Annotated in this window: 16 protein-coding genes and 1 pseudogene; 6 read left to right on the top strand and 11 right to left on the bottom strand. The window is 42.5% G+C overall.

The genetic code is table 11. From position 1 onward, the window contains the following. Positions 1 to 157 precede the first annotated feature (157 nt). Together BV372_RS28490 and BV372_RS28485 are read right to left on the bottom strand one after the other, a co-directional pair. Positions 158 to 580, bottom strand: coding sequence for a hypothetical protein (locus tag BV372_RS28490; RefSeq protein ID WP_086689874.1), 423 nt, complete (start codon positions 578 to 580; stop codon positions 158 to 160). A gap of 276 nt (positions 581 to 856) precedes the next feature. Beyond that, positions 857 to 2,479 (bottom strand): CTP synthase, encoded by a 1,623-nt coding sequence (locus BV372_RS28485; protein ID WP_086689872.1) that lies wholly within the window; start codon positions 2,477 to 2,479, stop codon positions 857 to 859. An 85-nt stretch (positions 2,480 to 2,564) separates the two neighbouring features. Here BV372_RS28485 and BV372_RS28480 point away from each other — a divergent pair, with 85 nt between their 5' ends. Then, positions 2,565 to 4,400 carry an N-acetylmuramoyl-L-alanine amidase gene (locus tag BV372_RS28480; RefSeq protein WP_086689870.1) on the top strand — a complete coding sequence of 612 codons (1,836 nt, stop codon included), beginning with the start codon at positions 2,565 to 2,567 and terminating at the stop codon, positions 4,398 to 4,400. A 387-nt stretch (positions 4,401 to 4,787) separates the two neighbouring features. Further along, positions 4,788 to 7,262: pseudogene (locus BV372_RS38465) on the top strand (SUMF1/EgtB/PvdO family nonheme iron enzyme). A gap of 238 nt (positions 7,263 to 7,500) precedes the next feature. On the opposite strand, the gene BV372_RS28470 reads toward BV372_RS38465, so the two are convergent. The 4 genes from BV372_RS28470 to BV372_RS28455 all read right to left on the bottom strand — a co-directional run bounded on the left by BV372_RS28470 (position 7,501) and on the right by BV372_RS28455 (position 10,868). Continuing rightward, entirely contained in the window at positions 7,501 to 7,728 is a 228-nt protein-coding gene (locus BV372_RS28470) for a hypothetical protein (RefSeq protein ID WP_086689868.1), read from the bottom strand. A gap of 66 nt (positions 7,729 to 7,794) precedes the next feature. Next, the gene (locus tag BV372_RS28465; protein ID WP_256973513.1) at positions 7,795 to 8,202 is read right to left on the bottom strand and encodes a hypothetical protein; all 408 of its coding nucleotides are present in this window, start codon (positions 8,200 to 8,202) and stop codon (positions 7,795 to 7,797) included. 14 nt (positions 8,203 to 8,216) lie between these two features. Next, positions 8,217 to 8,723 (bottom strand): DUF2085 domain-containing protein, encoded by a 507-nt coding sequence (locus BV372_RS28460; protein WP_086689866.1) that lies wholly within the window; start codon positions 8,721 to 8,723, stop codon positions 8,217 to 8,219. A 33-nt stretch (positions 8,724 to 8,756) separates the two neighbouring features. After that, positions 8,757 to 10,868: a TIGR00300 family protein gene (locus BV372_RS28455; RefSeq protein ID WP_086689864.1), complete on the bottom strand. Its 2,112-nt coding sequence runs from the start codon at positions 10,866 to 10,868 to the stop codon at positions 8,757 to 8,759. A 406-nt stretch (positions 10,869 to 11,274) separates the two neighbouring features. On the opposite strand from BV372_RS28455, the gene BV372_RS28445 reads away from it, so the two are divergent. Then, positions 11,275 to 11,700 carry a GNAT family N-acetyltransferase gene (locus tag BV372_RS28445; protein WP_086689860.1) on the top strand — a complete coding sequence of 142 codons (426 nt, stop codon included), beginning with the start codon at positions 11,275 to 11,277 and terminating at the stop codon, positions 11,698 to 11,700. A gap of 121 nt (positions 11,701 to 11,821) precedes the next feature. Here BV372_RS28445 and BV372_RS28440 read toward each other — a convergent pair whose 3' ends face one another. Together BV372_RS28440 and hppD are read right to left on the bottom strand one after the other, a co-directional pair. Further along, entirely contained in the window at positions 11,822 to 13,471 is a 1,650-nt protein-coding gene (locus BV372_RS28440) for an alpha/beta hydrolase (protein ID WP_086689858.1), read from the bottom strand. Between the two features lie 585 nt (positions 13,472 to 14,056). Further along, positions 14,057 to 15,184, bottom strand: coding sequence for a 4-hydroxyphenylpyruvate dioxygenase (gene hppD, locus BV372_RS28435; RefSeq protein ID WP_086689856.1), 1,128 nt, complete (start codon positions 15,182 to 15,184; stop codon positions 14,057 to 14,059). Between the two features lie 574 nt (positions 15,185 to 15,758). On the opposite strand from hppD, the gene BV372_RS28430 reads away from it, so the two are divergent. Then, complete coding sequence (locus BV372_RS28430; RefSeq protein WP_086689854.1) at positions 15,759 to 16,196, top strand: hypothetical protein; 438 nt, start codon at positions 15,759 to 15,761, stop codon at positions 16,194 to 16,196. A 153-nt stretch (positions 16,197 to 16,349) separates the two neighbouring features. On the opposite strand, the gene BV372_RS28425 is transcribed toward BV372_RS28430, so the two are convergent. From BV372_RS28425 to BV372_RS28415, 3 genes are all read right to left on the bottom strand, one after another. After that, positions 16,350 to 16,760, bottom strand: a complete 411-nt coding sequence (locus BV372_RS28425; RefSeq protein WP_086689852.1) for a PIN domain-containing protein — start codon at positions 16,758 to 16,760, stop codon at positions 16,350 to 16,352. Further along, positions 16,757 to 16,957, bottom strand: a complete 201-nt coding sequence (locus BV372_RS28420; RefSeq protein WP_086689906.1) for a type II toxin-antitoxin system VapB family antitoxin — start codon at positions 16,955 to 16,957, stop codon at positions 16,757 to 16,759. The genes BV372_RS28425 and BV372_RS28420 overlap by 4 nt, the downstream gene beginning before the upstream one ends. A 171-nt stretch (positions 16,958 to 17,128) precedes the next feature. Further along, a complete protein-coding gene (locus BV372_RS28415; protein ID WP_086689850.1) occupies positions 17,129 to 18,181 on the bottom strand; it encodes a M20/M25/M40 family metallo-hydrolase in 1,053 nt (350 codons plus the stop codon). Positions 18,182 to 18,432: 251 nt separating this feature from the next. On the opposite strand from BV372_RS28415, the gene BV372_RS28410 reads away from it, so the two are divergent. Together BV372_RS28410 and BV372_RS28405 are read left to right on the top strand one after the other, a co-directional pair. Beyond that, entirely contained in the window at positions 18,433 to 19,659 is a 1,227-nt protein-coding gene (locus BV372_RS28410) for a sulfite exporter TauE/SafE family protein (RefSeq protein ID WP_086689904.1), read from the top strand. Then, on the top strand, positions 19,634 to 20,260 hold the full coding sequence (locus tag BV372_RS28405) for a hypothetical protein (protein WP_086689847.1): 627 nt from the start codon (positions 19,634 to 19,636) through the stop codon (positions 20,258 to 20,260). The genes BV372_RS28410 and BV372_RS28405 overlap by 26 nt, the downstream gene beginning before the upstream one ends. The last annotated feature ends 149 nt before the right edge of the window (positions 20,261 to 20,409 follow it).

Here is a 20,409-nt window from a genome sequence, read left to right as displayed (position 1 = left end):
TGAAAAGTTTCCTGCGGAGGGAAACCCTCCCTCAGAACTTTTCGCTGATTGAAGACTACCAAATCTTTGATTTTGTGGAGGCTTTCAATTGGGCAAGGCAAAAAGACATACCTTAAAACTCTCTCCTTCCTTGTACCCTCTGTCCTCGCCTCAACATTTAAGACAAAGAATATCCTGTTGCTTTCTGAACGTATTGCAAAACTTTTTGATAAGACTCTGGATTACTCGCGGGATTGATGATGATGGGAATAGTACCATCAGGTAACCAAAAAGTTATCCTGCCGTTGGATTCTTGGCAAAAGGAACTAATGCAATTGAGGTTAATTACATATTGATCGTTTTCATAAATAATTTTCACCCAATAGGCATCTTCTAGTTCCAAACCAGTCACACGTTCTATGTATTGCAAAATCTTTTCATAGTCTTGCGGATTACTTTGTGGGTTAATCACAATAGGAATAGCAGAATCGGGTAGCCAAAAGGTAACTCTGCCGTTTTGTTCATAACAAAAGGCATTAATACGGTCAAAATTGACTACGTATTTTTTCCTCTCGTAAAGGATTTTCACCCAGTACGCCACAAAATCTCCTCAAGTCCCCGTGATGTCGCTGTTCCTTTAGAAAAATTCACAATTTAAATCGCAAAAAAGCTGCTGTTGATTGTGAATTTTAGATTACTGTTGTCAGCTTACACTAGTACAGCACGGTGGGAATAAAGATGCTATACCTTATGAGTTCAGTGTCAGCCGTTCACAAAAATTATTGTCACCATCATGGGTCTATAGGATAGACAACAAGTCTATATCTATCAGCTTTTTGACTTTTGACTTTTAACTTTTGACTTCCGCGTAGCAATGCTAGTGCTGTTGTACTAGAGGCGGAAGAGTATGAGCGATCGCAGCTTGAATAAATCCTTGAAATAATGGATGAGGATTGCTAGGACGCGATTGAAACTCTGGATGGAATTGGCAAGCCAGAAAGAATGGGTGTTTTGGTAATTCGACCATTTCCACTAAGCGCCCATCAGGAGAAGTACCGCTAATCACATAACCTGACTCTAATAAGAGGCTGCGGTAATTATTGTTAAACTCATACCGATGGCGATGCCGTTCATAAATCACATCTTCTTGATAGAGTTTGAACGCCAAAGTATTGGGGAGTACATGACAAGGGTAAACTCCCAAGCGCATTGTGCCGCCTAAATCGACCACATCCTGCTGATCTGGTAATAGGTTAATGACTGGCGCGCTGGTATAAAGATTAAATTCGGCACTGTTGGCATCTTTTAATCCTTCGATGTTCCTAGCCCATTCAATGACGGCACATTGCATTCCCAAGCATAAACCTAAGAAGGGAATTTGGCGATCGCGGGCATATTTAATCGCGGCAATCTTACCATCTACTCCCCGGACACCGAAACCGCCTGGTACAAGTACACCATCAACGCCTTCTAGTTGATTTTCTGCTGATTCGGTTTCTAAGGCTTCTGAGTTTATCCAACGCAGGCGCAGTCGCCCATAGGTGGAGATGGCTGCGTGTTGCAAGGCTTCGACTACTGATATGTAAGCATCGCCCAAGCGCACGTATTTACCAACAATCGCAATTTCTATATCGTGTTTGGGACTGTGCAAATGTTGCACCAGGTTTTGCCACTGTACGAGATCTGGTTTGCGTTGTTCCATTTGCAGCAAATCCAAGACTTGCTCTGCCATGCCTTCCCGTTCTAGCATCAACGGTACTTCATAGATACTTTTGGCATCTTGGGAAGTAATGACGCATTCTTCTGCGACATCGCAAAATTCGGATAATTTTCGTTTTAATCCCACAGGTAAGGGGCGATCGCAACGGCAAACTAAAATATCTGGTTGAATGCCAATCGATCTTAATTCCTTCACTGAATGCTGTGTCGGCTTAGTTTTCATTTCCCCAGCGGAGGCAATCCAAGGTAATAAGGTAACGTGCATATACACCACGTTCTGTCGTCCTACTTCCTTGCGAAACTGGCGAATTGCTTCTAAAAACGGCAGTGACTCAATATCTCCTACCGTACCGCCTATTTCTGTAATTACCGCATCAGGATTAGTATTCTTAGCAACTCTTAGAATTCGGTCTTTAATTTCATTAGTGATGTGGGGTATCACTTGCACAGTGCCGCCATTATAATCGCCGCGCCGTTCTCTATTGATTACTGCTTGGTAAATAGAGCCAGTGGTAACGCTGTTGAGGCGTGACATTGAAGTATCGGTGAAGCGTTCGTAATGCCCCAAATCCAAATCTGTTTCCGCGCCATCCTGGGTAACAAAAACTTCCCCATGTTGAAAGGGACTCATTGTTCCTGGATCGACATTCAGGTAAGGGTCGAGTTTGAGAATCGACACAGAATAATTGCGCGACTTGAGCAATCGCCCTAGGCTTGCTGCTACAATGCCTTTGCCGATACTGGAAACTACGCCCCCAGTTACAAAAATAAACTTAGTCATACTAATTTGAATTTCTGGCCACTTCTAAAAATACATCCCGTCATTGTGCCACAGTAACTATTGTGAAATCTTCTGTGATCTCGCTGTGAAAAAACTCGTAGGACTGGTAATATTAAGCCTGATTGTCACCTCCTCAGTAGCATTGGCAGATTCATCTCTTGTAGTTGTTTTTCCCAATACAAACTACCAAACAAGTGCGGAAAAAATCTTTTTTCTTGGTACTGCACCATCAGATGGTCAAGTGTTGGTTAATGGTAAGCCAATTACCCGCAGCAAGGCTGGTCATTTTGCCCCAAGTTTTCCCTTGCAATTGGGAGATAATTTGTTTACTGTGCGTCACCAAAATCAAGAACTTCAGATTAAGGTGACAAGACTTACCACTCAGCCTCAGCTACCACAAGGTTTAGCCTTTGCCAAAGATTCTCTTACGCCAGCAGCCGACATTGCCAGGCTACCAGGGGAATTAATTTGTTTTAGCGCGATCGCACCCTCTAACGCCAGTGTTTCTGTTAACCTGGCTAATCAAACTATTGCCCTTGCACCCCAACCCATCAAGGCACAACTACCAAATAATTTGGCTGCCTTAACGGGAAATAATCAACCTGCTAACCAGTCTATCGCAGGAAGGTATGAGGGTTGCACCATAGCACAAAAGCCTGATTCTCCAATCGAAAGTAGCTCCCTAATTTACGGTAATAATATATTTTCCAGTGCTCTTATTCCAGATTCCGGTAAAAATATTGATTTGGGTAAACCAGAATTTCGCCTGACACTTAACGGTCAGACTGTAACTCAGTCAGGTACTGGCAAAATTGAAATTCTCACACCCATAAAATTGCCCGTTGTTGAGGTAACAGCAGACTCAGGCGTAGCTCGCACTGGTCCAAGTACCGACCATTCAAGGCTCACACCATTACCTAAAGGAACCAGAGCCACAGTCACAGGGAAAGAAGGTGAATGGTTGCGCCTAGATTATGGTGCTTGGATTAATAGTAAAGAAACCCAAGTTTTACCAGGTGCTATCTCACCACGTACAATCATTCGCAGTGTCGGCTATCGACAACTCCCTAGCGCCACGGAGATTGTTTTCCCGCTTGAAGTTCCTGTGCCTGTACGCGTACAACAAAGCGATCGCTCTTTCAGCCTCACACTCTACAACACCACCGCCCAAACAGATATTGTGCGCACGGATGATAGTCCCCTAATTTCTCGCTTAGATTGGCAACAGGTGGCTCCAGGACAGGTTAAATACACCTTTAATCTCAAAAAATCTCAACAGTGGGGATATCAGCTGAGATACGAAGGTACGAGCCTAGTTTTAGCTTTACGTCATCCGCCTATCATCAAAGACAAAACACGCAAACCTTTATCCGGCATCAAGATTTTACTCGATCCCGGACATGGGGGTAAAGAATCAGGTGCCAGTGGCCCAACTGGCTATTTAGAAAAAGATGTCAACTTGGTGGTCTCTAAGTTGCTGCGCGATGAATTGGTGAAACGTGGGGCGACAGTGGTGCTAACACGGGAGGATGATAAAGAAGTATCTTTAGGAGAACGGCAAGTAATTATTACTAAAGAAGAACCTGCGATCGCTCTTTCTATTCATCACAACTCTTTACCCGATGACGGTAATGCGGAAAAAATCAAGGGATTTGCAGCCTTTTGGTATAACACCCAGGCACACAGTCTAGCATTATTTTTGCATAACTATGTAGTCAAAAATCTGGGCAGACCTTCCTATGGTGTGTTTTGGGACAACCTAGCGCTGACACGTCCTACTGCTGCGCCATCGGTGTTGCTGGAATTAGGTTTTATGAGTAATCCCAATGAATTTGAGCAGGTGGTGAACCCACAGGAACAGAAGAAGATGGCAAAAGTGCTAGCGGATGGGATTAGTGAGTGGTTTAGGAAAGTGCAGTAGGATTTTGCAAAATCAGGAGAATATGCGATGTCTACGACGGGCTAAGCCTACGCACCCCCAGTAGAGATAATCTAATTTGTAAGGTGGGCAATACCTTTTGATATCAATAACACAATGCTTGATGAAGCTGACCAACCTGAATCTAAGATACAGCTTGATGAAGTCGAGTTATGAGTAGAAATTAACGGCGAAGGACAAATCAGCTTATTTGGCGTTGGCGGTAAAGCTGGGGGTAAAGGCGCTATAACCTTTAAATTCAAGCGGAAATAACTGATTAAATAATTAATAATTCGTAATTACTAAAGCAAGCACTGATTGTAACTCCGAATTACGTAGACACCCGAAGGGTGGCTTCCCGAAGGGTATTATCAATTACGAATTACTTTTATGGGTAAGAATTGGGCGATCGTTGTCGGGATAAATAATTACGATAACCTCCAGACACTCAAGTATGCTAAGCGAGATGCGGAAGCAATGGCGACTTGGTTTCGGGAGGAAGCTCGATTTGACCAAGTTTTCTTATTTACTGAAGATTCTCGCCCCATTCCTACAAATCCACCTATACCAACTCAACCTTACTTCGGTCGCTTTCGCCGCTTTTTAAACGCACAGTTTGAAACACCTTTGCTCAAGCCAGAAGATAACCTTTGGTTTTTCTTTGCTGGTCATGGTAAGCGGTATGCAGACCAAGACTATTTAATGTTTTTGGATAGTGACCCCACAGATAACACCACAGCTATTGCTGTTGATTACGTAACCCAGCGATTACGCCGTTGTGGTGCTGATAATGTGGTACTGCTGTTAGATGCTTGTCGAGATGAAGGCAATCGCGGCGGATTGGGAATTGGCATAGAAGAGCATCAAGGGGTGATCACTTTTTACTCCTGTGCTGCTAATCAACAGTCTTGGGAAATTGATGAATTACAACATGGTTCATTTACCCATGCGCTGTTAGAAGGCTTGCGGCTACAGGGTGAGGCCAATTGTGCCACAGTTGAGCGTCTAGACCAATATTTGCGTTATCACGTTCCACAGTTAAATACGCGTTATAGAAGGGCGATACAAAATCCTTATCTTAAGGCAGAACCGCCTTACAAAATGTACTTTGTTTTGTTAGAGCAAGCTGCCAGACTCAAAGATGTAGAGCCATTGAAGTATCAGGCATCTTTAGCTGAAAATCTAGGTGATTTATTATTAGCCAAGCAATTATGGATCAGAGTTTTAGCAGCATCTCGTGGTGATTGGGATGCTGTTAATGCTATTGAAAGGATTGCTCTACGCCAAAGAGGAAATCCTGAACCTATCAGCTTAAATCCTGAGCCTGTCACTTCATCACCAAGCGGAGAAAGGTCAGCAATTTCTCAACCAGTATCACCTGAAACAACACAAGAATTGCAATTAGCTCAAAAGCAAGAGGAACATCAGCGAAATTTAGTTCGTTATCAGCAAGCTTTTTCGGAAGCAATTGAACGAGAATTTCCCCTGAGTGTGGCAACTCGTAATCGGTTGCAGCAGTTGCAGCAATCTTTGCAACTCAGTAACGATGAAATAGCGCAGATTGAACAGCCAATTATTGCTAAGAAAGACGCAGAAAACCGGAAACGCCAGCAAGAAGAGAGAATAAGGCAGGAAAAAGCAAGGAGATTACGGCAGCAGCAAGAAGCAGAACGGCCGAAGCAGCTGGAGATAGAGACAATAAGAGATAGATTACGACCACAGGAAGAAGCAGAACGACTGAAGCAGCAACAAAAAGTAGTGACACCTCCACAAACATCAACCAGTAAGCCTTCTACACCACAAAGGGCTACAAATGTTGCAACCCCAGCGCGAATAAATCGGAAACAGTTTTTGCAATGGGTTGGTTTGGGAGGAGCAAGCTTAGTTACAGCAGTGGTAGGTCGTGAGATTTTTAAAGGTAAATCACCAACACCTGAATCTACACCCACACCTGAACCTATTGATAAACCCACAACTATTTCTGTCGCTAAACCAAAATATATTCCCCCAACAGAAGGCGCACCTAATTTATTAGGGTTGCCTATGTGGAAGGTTGAGTTTGAAACTGTAACAGTAGATAACCAGGGGCAAGTAATTAAACGCGATTCTAACAAGCAAGCCAAATTTTTTAAAGAAGACTTAGGTAATGGCATAACTTTAGAGATGGTTGAGATTCCTGCTGGTTCTTTTAAAATGGGTTCGCCACCAGAGGAAAAAGACCGAAGCAAAGATGAAGAACCCCAACGAACAGTAAATGTGCCTACTTTTTTTATGGGTATGTTTGAAGTCACTCAAGAACAGTATCAGCAACTCATGGATAAAAATCCGTCCAGATTTCAAGGAGCGAAACGTCCTGTAGAGCGAGTATCTTGGAATGAAGCTGTAGAATTTTGCAAAAAACTTAGCCAAAAAACTAAGCGCAATTATCGCTTGCCAAGTGAGGCAGAATGGGAATACGCCTGTCGTGCAGGGACAAGTACACCTTTCCACTTTGGCGAAACAATTACAACCGATTTAGCCAATTACAATGGAAATTACACTTATGCTTCTGCACCAAAAGGTAAATATCGAGAACAAACAACAGAAGTAGGTAGTTTTCCGCCCAACGCCTTTGGTTTATACGATATGCACGGCAACGCTTGAGAGTGGTGTCAAGATACCTGGCATGATAGCTATAAAGGAGCGCCTATTGATGGTAGAGTTTGGGTTGGTAATGATAATCAATCTTGGCTGCTGCGTGGTGGTTCGTGTCACAACAATCCTGAGGACTGCCGTTCTGCCAATCGCATTTGGCTCTACCCGATCCTCGACATCTACAGCCTCGGGTTTCGGATTGTCTGCGGTGTTGCGGCGAGGACTCTTTAGCCCTTTACACTCTTGCCCTTTTGCCCTCTACCCTTTTTTCTTTACCCTTAGCGAGCGAAGCGAGCCTTAAAAATTTTTTGCAAAATTTAGTTAACCAAATTAATCTTTTATCGCTAAATTTTGAAATAGCTATCCTTTACTTCCTACAATTTCAGATATTTCCTTAAGCTCATTCCTGCCTACAGTTATTATCTCGCTGTTTAAACTCATCCAGCAAATTTTGGGGCTGATAATATAACTACTCAATAATTTCTTCATACTGATTAAAATCATTTTCTGGAAGCTGTTTCATTTGTGCAAAAACATCCTCTAGAGATTTTTTGTCTAGCCACTGATGACGTTCCTTTGTATAGTCACCTTGACCTGGACTGAAATGTTGAATAAATCTTATGGCATCGACAACTCCTAAAGAATCGACTAATGCTTGATAACCTTGTGTGATGATTTCCTGCTGTGTTCTAGCCATTGTTGTTTCCCTCTATTTGTATAACCTCTACTAGCCATTGCACAGGATTATTAATTTTTACGTTAATCAATTGAGAGTTTTTCTCGGCTTTTTTGAGGAGTCTATCGTCTGTCGTGAGGAAAATGTCGGCTTGGCTTCTTTCACCACTTGCGATATGAGTGGCATCATAGCTAGAAAATCCCAGGCTTTGGAGTTCTGCCGATCGCTTTTCGATGAGTTGGCTGCTGATGACTTTGATTTTAGCGATCGCGAGTATTTTTTGACATTCTTGAGTCTTTCTAGATCAGGAGTTTGGTCTAATTCTGCATCCAAAGCAGCGCTGGCGATCAGTCTCCAGATTCCTGATTGGCATTGGCTAAGAATTGTCAGGATTGCTTGTGTTTCCAGTGCAATCCGAGATTGTGTTTGATCGTCAAATGGACGATTGAGGCAACAAGCATCTAAATAAATTCTATAGTTATAGGAATTACACATTCATTGGAAATAAGCTAATTACTTGAAAGTTGCCCGTGCAAAATTGGCATGGTAAATAACCCCCACGCCAAACCCGTAATTAACCCAAAAGGCGTGACAATATAATTATCAAAACTCCACAAACCGAAAACCTGCGCTGCTAATTCCAAAGGATAAGCCATCATCAACACGCTGGCGATCGCAACACCACTCCAGCCATACTGATTTAACCAGTAAAAACCTTTACCGTCAGTTGCCCCATACAACAGGCGCGTTATCAGCAAACCTGTGACAGTGCCGTAACAACGCATACATACAGCCATGAGAAAGGGTGGTGCTAAATCTAACCCCATATCAGGTTGCGGGCATACATGATTGCCCATGAAATAAATAATATTTGCAATTCCCGGCAACAAAGATACCCCAGACGCAGCCAGAAAGGGAGCAGCTAGCGGGCCAATTACCATACCCGCTAGCATAAAATCAGCGATCGCACTGACCCAATTAATCTGCAACTCTCTTCTGAAAGCTACTCTCATCATTCCCTTTCTCTGCGCTTTTGTCTGTTACCTTTCTTAACCTACCTTATTCACATAAGGACTTGTCAACTTATCCAACTGCTGTGTCAACAGACTGAGGAATAATCCTACATCTGTAACCACACCCACCGATTCTATCGAACCGCGATCGCTTAACTTGGTAACTACAGCTGGATTAATATCCACACACACCATTTTCACTCCAGCAGGTGTCATATTCCCCACACCAATCGAGTGCAGCATACTAGAAAGCATCACAATCATTTCCGCACCTTCTAGATGTTGGGCATATTCTTGCTGTGCTTTAATCAAATCCATTTGGGTATCAGGCAAAGGCCCATCATCCCGAATTGAACCTGCTAGTACAAAAGGTACATGATTGTGGACGCACTCATACATCACGCCACTCTTGATTACCCCTGCTTCCACAGCTTTGGCAATACTCCCATAACGGCGAATGCTATTAATTACTTTGAGGTGATGGCGGTGTCCACCACGCACAGCAACACCCCGCTTCATGTCTACACCGAGAGATGTTCCCATCATATTTTGCTCGATGTCATGGACTGCGATCGCATTCCCACCCAAAAGCGCTTGGACATATCCTTCACGAATCAGCCGTGATAGATGTTCACCGCCGCCAGTGTGAATTACCACTGGTCCTGCTGTGACAACTACTTTACCGCCAGCATCCCGGATTTTACGTAGTTCCCAAGCCACTTGCTCAACGACTAATTCCACACGTCGCTCGCTGGAAACCCCTGCGGACATAAAGGTAAACTCTTGAGCATTGCGCTGTTCCCGCGATTCAGTTTTGCGGATGGTGCGGATACCCAATACGTCTACAATTACCTGTTCGCCCACTTCTAAATCGCGTAATATTTTACACTTAGCAACATAACCATTGGGGGATTGAGTAATTGCGATCGCGCCATCCATACGCTGATTTTGCACCTTCACCCACTTACCCTTGATCCGCACTTCCGTAGGATAAATTGTACTCACATAGAAATCATCAGGAGCTACACCAGCTTGGACAACAGGCTCTAGTTTGGCATCGCGCTCATCTTGGGGTAAGTCTACAGCACCCAAATCAATCAACAGTGAGATAATTTCTTCCATCACCTCGTGGGATGGTGCCGATACCTTCACTTCAGCTGCTGAAGTACTTTGGCGCTGTTCTCCCAAGTTAAAATTCAGTACTTGGAAGCTTCCCCCAGTGTCTACAATCAAGTCCAGAGCGCGGTTAATCAAGCCAGAATCGAGCAAGTGGCCTTCTAGGCGAATGATGCGACTTTCTACAGAAACATTGGCGTGAATTTCATCTCTAACTGGTTCTGTTACCCGTAAGGTAAGACATTTCGCTGCACCACCAGCTTTGAGAAATTCTGTCAGTGGCGTTTCAATGATTTGGAAACCCACATCTGTAAGGCGTGTTTTTAAAGGATCGCTCGCCTTGTTCATGATGACGATGCTGTCCACATTCACCGCATTACAGGCGAAGTTCACCGCGTCGGCTTCTTCTATGGCGATGCGTTTTTCTGCTGCTACTCGCATTTCAATTAAGCGGTTGGAGTAGGAATCAAAAGCACCTGGGTAGTACAGCAAATAGCCGTTAGCCAAGGGACAGAAGCAAGTATCTAAGTGATAGAAGCGCTCATCAATCAGTCGCAGAGACAGTACTTCAATATCCAACCACTTAGCTAAGTAAGGATGAGAATCTAATTCTGAACGGAAGCCATAACCTGACCAGAGCCAGCGTCCTTCCCGGTCTAGCAGTGCGTCTCCTGCACCTTCAAAAGGTAAGTCTTTAGGTAGTACATTCACTGTGTAACCGTTGGCTTCAAACCATTTTTGGAAGTAAGGCTCTTCTCCCTGACGTTCTTTGTGCAAAAAGCGGCTAAGAACTACATTATCCCCCAACACTAAGCCAGCGTTGGCGGTAAATACCATATCAGGCCAACCTTTTTCGGGCGTTACTAAATCTACAATGGCGTGGTCTTTGAGGACATGGTAGAGTTTTTGCCACTGTTCAACGGCGCGATCGCGGGATGATTTGTGAATGTTCCCTTCCATCCAGGGATTAATCACATAGTCCACATCATAGTGGTCAGGGGCACACATCAAAAAGCGAATAGGGGAAGTCATAAAAATATTACAATCGTTGAGATGCTACAAGCTAATTTAGATACAGAGTCTTGCTGTCCCATTTTGTCAACTTTGCTACAAAATGTCTGTATTCTGCTATTTCAAGACAGCACAAAAGTTTAAATTTCTTCTAATTACCCAAACAGATCAAGTGCGGGAAAGGCACATAAAGGATCAGGCGTTAAATCGCCAAGGGACTAATGGTACAAAGCCGAAAGTTCAATGTTGTGTAATTGTAGCGCTATTTGGTTCTCAGAAATTAGCATTTCGGATTCCTATACAAGCTTGATACTGTAGTAATTTGGACTGTTGAAGATGGCAAAATTAAGCAGTTTCGGGAGTTTACAGATACAACAGAAGCAGTCTCTGCATTTCGTGGATAATATTGCAAAAAGGCAGATAGCAAATGGCCGATCTCAAATTTACGGTTGAAGATGATCCTGAGCAAGAGGATATTCGGACTATTATTAACAAGCTGGTTGAATACAACAATGATCGCCAAATAGAAAAAGATGTATATCAACCCCTAGCTGTCTTAATTCGAGGTTTTAACAATGAAATTGTCGGTGGTTTAGTTGGTAAAACACAGTGGGGATGGTTGTTTGTCTCTCATCTATGGGTTGCAGAAACATTGCGAGGTCAAGGTTATGGAAGACAACTCATGACTAAAGCTGAGGAAGCAGCCAAACAGCGCGGTTGTAGTTACGCTTACCTAGATACATTTAGCTTTCAATCTTTAGGTTTTTACGAAGGTCTTGGTTATCAGATATTTGGCGTTTTGGAAAACTTCCCCCCAGGACAACAACGGTATTTTTTAAAGAAAGAAATTTAACAGACTATAATTCCAGACCGCGCCACAGATACCAAGAGGCGATCGTGCAAGATGGCTGCCATTGTTGCACTAAATTGTCTACAATCTTTTTATTAAGTAATTCTGGCAAGCAATAGTTACTTTATTGACGTATAAATTCTTTGACTACTAACATCGCTTGCGGTGGAATTTCGGTAACTAGGCGAATGGGAAATGCCTGAGTAGAAGCAAACTGCGCATAATCTGGTGTAAGAAAAATTGCGTATTTCTCAGCTTCCGGAGTCATCTGTGCCGCAAAGGATAAAGCTATAGCTTTCAGGTATTTACGAATGTCAACTGCTTGCTCACCCACTACTTCACCACCAGATAAAGGTGTATTTAGTTTTCCCTGCTGATCCATTGTAGTACTGGGGTCTTTGACACTCAGATGAGTACCGCCAAGTATCCCAACAAGCCATTTGGGTGATGGGATTTTATTAAAGCCAACAATTTGTTCGGGTAATGCTGGGACAGTTTTATCTGCGGAACCTGCCCATACTAGGGTGGGTACTTGCAGCTTACTCAGACCAGTTTGACCAAACATTAAAGAGGTGGTAGGACTCAGAGCGATCGCTCTTTTTATCCTCTGATCTCCTAGTTGATACTTATTAGCTGGTAATTCTTGGGCAACGCATTGCAGCGTTTCACCTAAACTAAATCCAGCCACATTTTTTTTACAACGTTGTTTGAGACTTTCTAGTTGCATTTCAGCTCCAGCAATTGCTAAAGCTGTACCGCCACCAAAAGAATAACCAATCACCATCGCGTTATTAGTGGCGATTTTTCCTTGCAATGGATTTTTAGCTGTTTGATTGAGTTTTTCGAGTTCATCAAGGACAAAACTAATATCCTTAGGACGATCTAAGAACTCCTGAGGCTGTAAAAGTCTGGTGTTATTTTTAATTGCTGAGTTGGTACTTGTCTCATTACTACCAGGATGTTCTAGAGCCGCTACTATATAGCCGTGGGATGCTAGATGTTCTGCTAGGTAGCGCATATCTCTACGCACTGATGCGAAGCCGTGGCTAAAAACAATTATAGGTTTATCAGCAGTTGCAGCGTTTGACCAATAAACATCAACTGGAATTTTGCGCACACGTTTTTGATCATTTAACTGCAAGCCAAGAACCTGAACTTGAGCGCTTCCCGGTTGGCTGGGATCAAAGGGAAATGATATTTGGGGTGTGGTGGGGTTAAGTTGGGGAGCTATAGCCAGCATAAACTGTTGAGTCAGCCAAAAACCTGAGTTCAGACTGCCTGCAACTGTAAATGCTTGTGGCAAATTAATTTCTAGGCGTTGACTAGGATAGGCTTTGATAAACGACAGTATAGAAAGGCCTTGTGGTGAAATAGAGCCTAGGACAAATCCGGCTCTCAGTGCTTGTGCACCAGCCTGATCTTTTCTGACTAAAGCAGTTGCCAAATCGTTGAGAATTGTTGTCCCAATCTGCGTATTCAATAACCGACTAATGGTGACAACATTCAAAGGTATCCTCGTTCTAAGTGCCCCTAAGACTAAGCGGCGTTGTTGTTCAGATAAACCATTGGTGTAGGATTTCAAATCACTAGGAAATTTGCCAGTGTCGGCAGCAGTTTGAATATCCGCAACAGAGATGGATTCTGCAAACAAACCCAATCGGACAACAACTGTATCAGCAGCTTTTGCAGAGGTATTTGTCCCTAAAATCTGTGCGATCGCTACCGCACAAAACCAACCTGTAATATTTTTTAGACTTCCCCTGGTAATTCCCATGAACATCTTTTTTTTCACGCTTACGGGAATATAGCTGATCTTCGTGTATTTTACTACCTCTGTTGTAAAAAATTTTAGCAGCTGATAATTACTGAACAAAGGTAGTCTCGATGAACAAGCTTCATCGCCATGCATGAAAAAAGACAAAGAAGGAGACAAAGAGAATAACGCCTTAGTCAGTACCCAGAACTTTTAAGACAAATATCCACAAAACATTCGTGTTTGTTGCAAATACTTCCATCAAACTTACTAATGCAACGATCATTTCGATAAATGCTTATACGAAATAAAGAAACGTTAAAGCAAAACTTACTAATGCAACGATCGTTTCAACAAATGCTTATACGAAACAAAGAAATGTTAAAGTAAAACTTATGAATGCAACGATCATTTCAATAAATGCTTATACATAATCAAGTTATATTAAAGCAAAACTTATGAATGCAACGATCATTTCAACAAATACTTATACATAATCAAGTTTCATTAAAGCAAAACTTATGAATGCAACGATCATTTCAACAAATGCTTAGATAAAACAACGAAACGATCAGAAATTGCACCTTAGCCTAATTTAACTATTTTTTACAAATTGCCTCTATTAGCCTGTTCACGCTCGATCGCTTCAAATAATGCCTGAAAATTCCCGTTACCTAATCCTTCTGCGCCTTTGCGTTGAATAATTTCAATAAAAAAGGTAGGTCTAGCCACTAATGGTTTAGTAAATATTTGCAGTAAATACCCTGTTTCGTCCCGATCAAGCAAAATTTTCAGATCGCGCAGAGTATTAATATCCTCATCAATTTCACCAATCCGGTTTGGTAAATTTTGATAGTAAGTCTCAGGTGTATCTAAAAATTCAATGCCATTACTCCGCAACTGTCGTACTACCTGAACAATATCATTAGTTCTGAGGGCGATATGTTGAACTCCTGGCCCATGATGAAAGTCTAAATATTCTTGAATTTGTGATTTATGATATTTTGGGGCTGGTTCGTTAATAGGAAACCTAATCTGACCAGTATTGTTTTGCAAAACTTTTGACATCAAAGATGAATATTTAGTTGATATATCATCGCTAGTAAATTGTTGACTTTCCTGCAAATCCAGTACTTGATGATAAAATTCAGCCCATAAATCCATTTTTCCTAACTCGACATTAATAACAATGTGGTCAATATCAACTAGACCAGTTGGAATTGCTATTGGTATGTTTTCGATAGGATGATATTGTGGCGCAAACTCGCTATAGTTATGACGTTCGATAAATGAATGTATGAGGTCGCCGCTATAGCCTGCGATCGCGGCTTTTATGATATATCCATTTTCTCCTTTGAAAACAGTTGGTTCTTGTATGGGTTTTGCTCCCCGTGCGATCGCTGTTTGAAAACAAGTACGAGCATCATCAACCAGCAGGGCAATATTATATACTCCATCGCCGTGTAACCTGACATATTCAGCCACCGGGCCATCTGGCGTCAGGGGAGAGGTAAACACAAAGCGAATATCAGACTGTTCTAGTACAAACGACTTGCGATCGCGCACTCCAGTTTCCAATCCAGCATAGGCGATCGCTTTAAAGCCAAAAGATTTGCAATAAAAGTAGGCAGCTTGCTGGGCATTGCCAACATAGAATTCTACATAGTCAATTTTTTTCAGTTTTATTGAATTTTCTTCTTGGAAATTGACTAATTTATTTTCTCTAATTTGCATAAGTCTTTCCTCGATTCTTCTAAATTATTAGAATTTAGCTATTTTCTATTAATCTATTTCGATAAATTTAAATTACTAGTTTTTTATTTGAATATAATTTAATTTATAGCGTATTAACTAATAAAAATACTTTGTTTATTGAGACTCATTTTTATTCTAAAGACTCCCTGCATATTAATGTGCAATTTTTACACGAGGTTCTAGCAGAACAAAATTTTGTGTAACAAAACATTAGTCTGTAATATTTTCTACCATTTTTTCATGATTTTGGAAATAATCCTCTAGATAGTTTGCACTAAGCTGAATTTGCTGCTTGCTGTTAAACATTTCGATCATAAAGCAAAGGCACTTACGTATTACATTTTTTCTTATGAATATTCATATTGAATAAATTTCGCTCCAAATCAGTGTAGATTGCCACAAAAAACAAATAGGCGATCGCCTATTTTAATAAGGTAAATAAACTCAATAATGTTTTTTAGTGACAGCCTGGAATCCAATTGAAATTGCAGATTAACTCTCTAATATTGTCGATTAGTTGTGATTAATTAAATAAAATTTCTCTATTTAATCTATGCGTCGTCAACTCATTTATGCTTTAGTTTTTATACTTTCACTAAGTATTGTAATTCTGTTGTGGCCCATCAATGATTCTGATTGCAATTCAGAAGCTTTCCTCTCATCAAAAACCAAAAAATTCCAAGTACAGGCGACTAAAGTTGTTGTTCAGCCTTGGCGTGGTGAGCATCACGTATATGGTATCTTTATGGTTCCTAATGAATACAAGCAAACCCCACTTTTTGTATTAACTGTCAAAGGTTTTGGTAGCGAATGTTCCAAACCATTTGGCTACAGTCAAAACTATGATGATATCTCTGCCGATCCGGGAACACATTTGGTGAGAGACTACCTGAGAACTAGAACTGCACTGCGGCTAATTCTTCAAGGTTTGTACGCGCAACTCAAGGATAAACAGAACTGGACTCTGACCTATCCTCAACCTAAAAGATAGATGAGTAGTATTCGCTTGAGTTATTAAAAATTTTGAATTAGGCTTCTTTGATCAAGATTTTGTATTGAGCTAAATACACCCAATCTTTAAAGCTTTCTATGGTATAAGATTAGACGATCATCAAGGAAATCACGCCCTTACCTTGAATGTTGCCTAACCTTCAACGATCAATAGAAGAACAGGAATGTGTGCTTGAAAACTCTGAAAATCCTTGTCAGTGGTGAGGATGCTGTAGCTTCGACGATGGGCAACCGCACAAATCAGAAAATCAGTATTTGAGCCTTGGATGCCATTACTGCGGCACGTGTTGAAAAACTCGGCGGCGAGTTCGTAGTCTTCAGGTATGAGTTCTAGGTCTGGGAAGGCTTGAAGGTAATCCCGCATCTGGGTAAACTGTTCCAAACTGCGAACTCCAGAAAGAATTTCTTGGCGAATTGCGCCTAGCAAGACAACTTGATCGTCAGTGATGAAATTCCGTAATAGTGTGACGGCAGGAGAAGAATTGGGTGGTGTTTTCCGACGCAGAGCCAGCGACCAAACAGAGGTATCAACAATGACGCTCATGTTTGCTGACGTTGATGCTTGTAGTCGTAGTCTTCGTCATAATCAATGGTGCCAAAGAGGTCTAACACTTTGAGCCGCTTACGACGTTGAATATATTCACGAAGTGCTGTTTCAACCAGAACATCAATAGTTGTGTGGTCATCCAGTGCCAGCGCTTCTTGCAGCAAGGCTTCGTCTATTTTGAGTGGGGTAGCCACGAGCAATTTTGACCCAACGACAGCGTAAATCAATGTTATCGCACTTTCTCTTTCTTGCTTCTTCCCAAGGTCAGGAGCGATCGCCCTCACCAACTTAACTTCTCATATCAATTTCCACCTGACTCATCCTGCGAGTGCAACATTTCCGTGCAGAGCCAGCTAACATCCAAATTAGTGTTGAGTTGCCAAATTCTCCTCGTTCTCTAACAATTTATTAGTAGCATTCAGCACAATCTGGGCTGAACCTATGAAGAAATCACGGTCAATTGTAGCTGGTATATCGCTAGATTGATGGTAGTGAGGAGTTCGGAGATTAGCAGTATCAGTTACTAAGACAGCACCTACTCCTTGATACCAAAATGGTGCATGATCGCTGCGTAGGGTGTCTGGTGTCAGCAAGCCTTTGAGAGGAATAGGCAGTGTTAGAACTGAGGGTAGATTTGAATCTTCTTTATTCAAAGCTGTAGGCGAGATTTGCTGGGAGTTTTGAAAGGCATTCAGCAAAGGTAAATGTTCTGTATCGCCAACTACCGCTAAAAAGTCGCCCTTATCGCTGGGTGGGGTAACAGGTAAACCTGCTGGATACTCTTGGCAACCGGTGGTGTGGCAAGCATAACCTACCATATCCATAACAATGACACCGCGTAGATTTTGCAAACGTGCTGTTTTGCTCACAAAAGCCTTACTACCCAAAAGTCCCGCTTCTTCTTGGTCAAAAAAAGCTAGTTGCAATGTGCGTGGTGTTGGTTGTGCACCAAGAATTCTAGCAACTTCCAGTACTACAGCTACACCACTGGCGTTATCATCAGCACCCGGAGAAGCAGCAACAGTATCATAATGAGCAGCGACAAGAATCGCACCAGCTTTTTTATTAGTTCCCTTGCGTTCGGCAAAAATATTCACACCGTCAGAGAACTTTTCTAACCTAGGTGTCCAGCCTAATTTTCTCAGTTCAGTTGTAATATAAGTGCGAGTACGCGATCGCTCGGCGTTCGTATAACGCTGAAAATTCAACTTTTGAATGTGGCTAAACAGCTTGTCAGCCGACACCAGCAAATTGCTAGATACAGGCTGAGATTTCTGTGCTGGAGTATTTTCTTTGGGAATACTTTCAACAATTGCTGGTGCGGGAGGCTGCTCAAATAACCTATTTTTGGCAGTACCTCTACTACTTACAACAATAACTACTAGGAGTAACAGCGCCAGCCAAATCCATTTTTTCATGCGATCGTTCCTGCTTCTCAAACTTACGGTAGCGCAAACAGCAAGTTTGACAGCTCGTCTTTTGACAGAGTCACCAATTTCACTTAAAGTTCCGCAGTATAACAGTGCTGAGTGCTGAGGAGCCAGCCTCGTGGGCGGGTTTCCCGACTTGAGCGGACTGGCGTTGCTGAGGAAAAAAGGAGAAATGAAGAGAAAATAATTTCTTCATGCTTCCACCCAAAACTCAGAATCAAGGACTCAGGAATTTATTTATGCTAGATTTATCACTCATTACAATCCTGGGGTTTCTGGGTAGTTTTGGACATTGTTTTGGGATGTGCGGTCCTTTAACAATGGCATTCTCCTTATCTCATCAGCACGGGACTCCTGATTGGCGACAGCAATTAAAATTTCATATATTACTGAACCTAGGGCGGATGTTGAGTTATACCCTAGTCGGTGCGGGGATTGGGGCATTGGGTTCAGTATTGGTAGAGGGTGGACAGCTAGCAGGTATTGGCAGTGAATTACGTCGCTGGATAGCAATAATTACTGGTTTGATGCTGATTTGGTTTGGTTTAGGACAACTAAAACCCGATCTGCTACCTCGGATTCCAGTTTTACACCCTCTATTACAACGAAGTTTACACAATCGTTTGAGTGCAGGAATGGTCAACCTTTCTTCACAACCTAGATGGTCGACACCAGCACTTTTGGGGATGACTTGGGGATTAATGCCTTGCGGTTTCTTGTATGCAGCCCAGATTAAAGCCGCCGAGACTGGTAATTTATGGATGGGTGCGGCAACTATGCTAGCTTTTGGCTTGGGAACCCTACCGACTATGTTAGGTGCAGGCGTTTCTGCCTCGTTGGTAAGTCAAGACAAGCGTAGTCAGTTGTTTCGCTTAGGCGGTTGGGTAACTCTTACCATTGGCGCAATTACTTTGCTGCGAACTGGCGATACAATGGTCGATTACACCGGACACGCCGCCTTAATCTGCTTGATCCTAGCACTAATAGCTCGCCCCATTAGTGGCATCTGGGCTTCACCCTTGCGTTACCGTCGTGCTTTGGGAGTGGCAGCTTTTGTGCTGTCTGTTGCTCACACTGTCCACATGATGGAACATTCACTGCAATGGAATTTTGCCGCTTTCTGGTTCTTGCCGCCAGACTTCCAGTGGAGCATGGCTGCGGGTGTTGTAGCATTGGTATTGATGACTCCCGCTGCTTTCACAAGTTTTGACTTCTGGCAAAAATATTTAGGTAAGCGTTGGCGACAGATTCATCTATTGAGTGTACCTGCTTTGCTGTTGAGTGTGATTCATGCGGTTTTGATTGGTTCCCATTACCTGGGTTCTTTACAATCAAATGAGGGGAATAAATTAGCAGCAGCGCTACTGGGTTTTTTTACCCTCTGTGTTTTGCTGTTGCGCTCGCGGTGTTTTTGGTCAAGGTTATCCATAGCAAAATTTTATGTTCCCCCAAGCAAGTCGCGCTAAACCTCCCGTTCCTGCTGTACTCAAGGTAAGTCAGCTATTAATCTTTTTGTTGGTCATTTCGGTAAATTATCCTCGCGCCAGCTCTGCCCATACAGTGAAAATAGCCGCAGATGTTGGTGGTACTCTCCATATTGAACCGAATGATAATCCCCAAGCAGGAAACCCCACACAAGCTTGGTTTGCTCTGATTCGCAAAGGTGGAAAGGCGATCGCTCTCAAAGAGTGTAATTGCCAGTTGGCTGTTTATGCCGAACCCCATACAGCAAAAGAGCCACCACTGTTAGAACCTCCTTTAAAACCTGTGTCTGCTGAACGCTATCAAGCTACGCCAGGTGCTGAAATTATCTTCCCCAAACCAGGGACTTATTTACTGAGACTGAGTGGTAAACCTACAGCAGGGTCAAGTTTTAAACCTTTTGAGTTAAAGTTTAACGTGACTGTAGCATCAAGTTCGGCAAGCATATCACAAGAATCCCAGAATGTCAATAATAGTGTAGTAGAGACTCAATCTCAATCATTACCGTTGTGGGCGATCGCCGCCGCCATCTTTGCAACTTTAGGGATTGTGTTGGCTGTGCTGCAAAAGCGGAGGAGATTTTGAGCAGGGAAGGGAGTGTGGGGAGTGTGGGGAGTGTGGGAGAGGGTGGGGAGACAAGGGAGAAATAACCAAAGACAAATGACTATTAGACCTCTTGCAAAAATATATTTTTGCAGGAGGGGGAAAGGGAAAAGGTTAAAGGGAAAGGGTTT

The organism is Nostoc sp. T09, assembly GCF_002154695.1.
GTDB lineage: Bacteria > Cyanobacteriota > Cyanobacteriia > Cyanobacteriales > Nostocaceae > Aulosira.
The sequence above is the reverse complement of the archived record's forward strand: the minus strand, read 5'-3'. Positions and strand labels throughout refer to the sequence as shown.

Bases quoted from the DNA above. Each gene is read 5' to 3' on its own strand.
- BV372_RS28485 (WP_086689872.1), bottom strand. From the start codon at position 2,479: ATGACTAAGTTTATTTTTGTAACTGGGGGCGTAGTTTCCAGTATCGGC.
- BV372_RS28470 (WP_086689868.1), bottom strand. From the start codon at position 7,728: ATGGCTAGAACACAGCAGGAAATCATCACACAAGGTTATCAAGCATTA.
- BV372_RS28465 (WP_256973513.1), bottom strand. From the start codon at position 8,202: ATGTGTAATTCCTATAACTATAGAATTTATTTAGATGCTTGTTGCCTC.
- BV372_RS28460 (WP_086689866.1), bottom strand. From the start codon at position 8,723: ATGATGAGAGTAGCTTTCAGAAGAGAGTTGCAGATTAATTGGGTCAGT.
- BV372_RS28455 (WP_086689864.1), bottom strand. From the start codon at position 10,868: ATGACTTCCCCTATTCGCTTTTTGATGTGTGCCCCTGACCACTATGAT.
- BV372_RS28445 (WP_086689860.1), top strand. From the start codon at position 11,275: ATGGCCGATCTCAAATTTACGGTTGAAGATGATCCTGAGCAAGAGGAT.
- BV372_RS28440 (WP_086689858.1), bottom strand. From the start codon at position 13,471: ATGGGAATTACCAGGGGAAGTCTAAAAAATATTACAGGTTGGTTTTGT.
- hppD (WP_086689856.1), bottom strand. From the start codon at position 15,184: ATGCAAATTAGAGAAAATAAATTAGTCAATTTCCAAGAAGAAAATTCA.
- BV372_RS28430 (WP_086689854.1), top strand. From the start codon at position 15,759: ATGCGTCGTCAACTCATTTATGCTTTAGTTTTTATACTTTCACTAAGT.
- BV372_RS28425 (WP_086689852.1), bottom strand. From the start codon at position 16,760: ATGAGCGTCATTGTTGATACCTCTGTTTGGTCGCTGGCTCTGCGTCGG.
- BV372_RS28415 (WP_086689850.1), bottom strand. From the start codon at position 18,181: ATGAAAAAATGGATTTGGCTGGCGCTGTTACTCCTAGTAGTTATTGTT.
- BV372_RS28410 (WP_086689904.1), top strand. From the start codon at position 18,433: ATGCTAGATTTATCACTCATTACAATCCTGGGGTTTCTGGGTAGTTTT.
- BV372_RS28405 (WP_086689847.1), top strand. From the start codon at position 19,634: ATGTTCCCCCAAGCAAGTCGCGCTAAACCTCCCGTTCCTGCTGTACTC.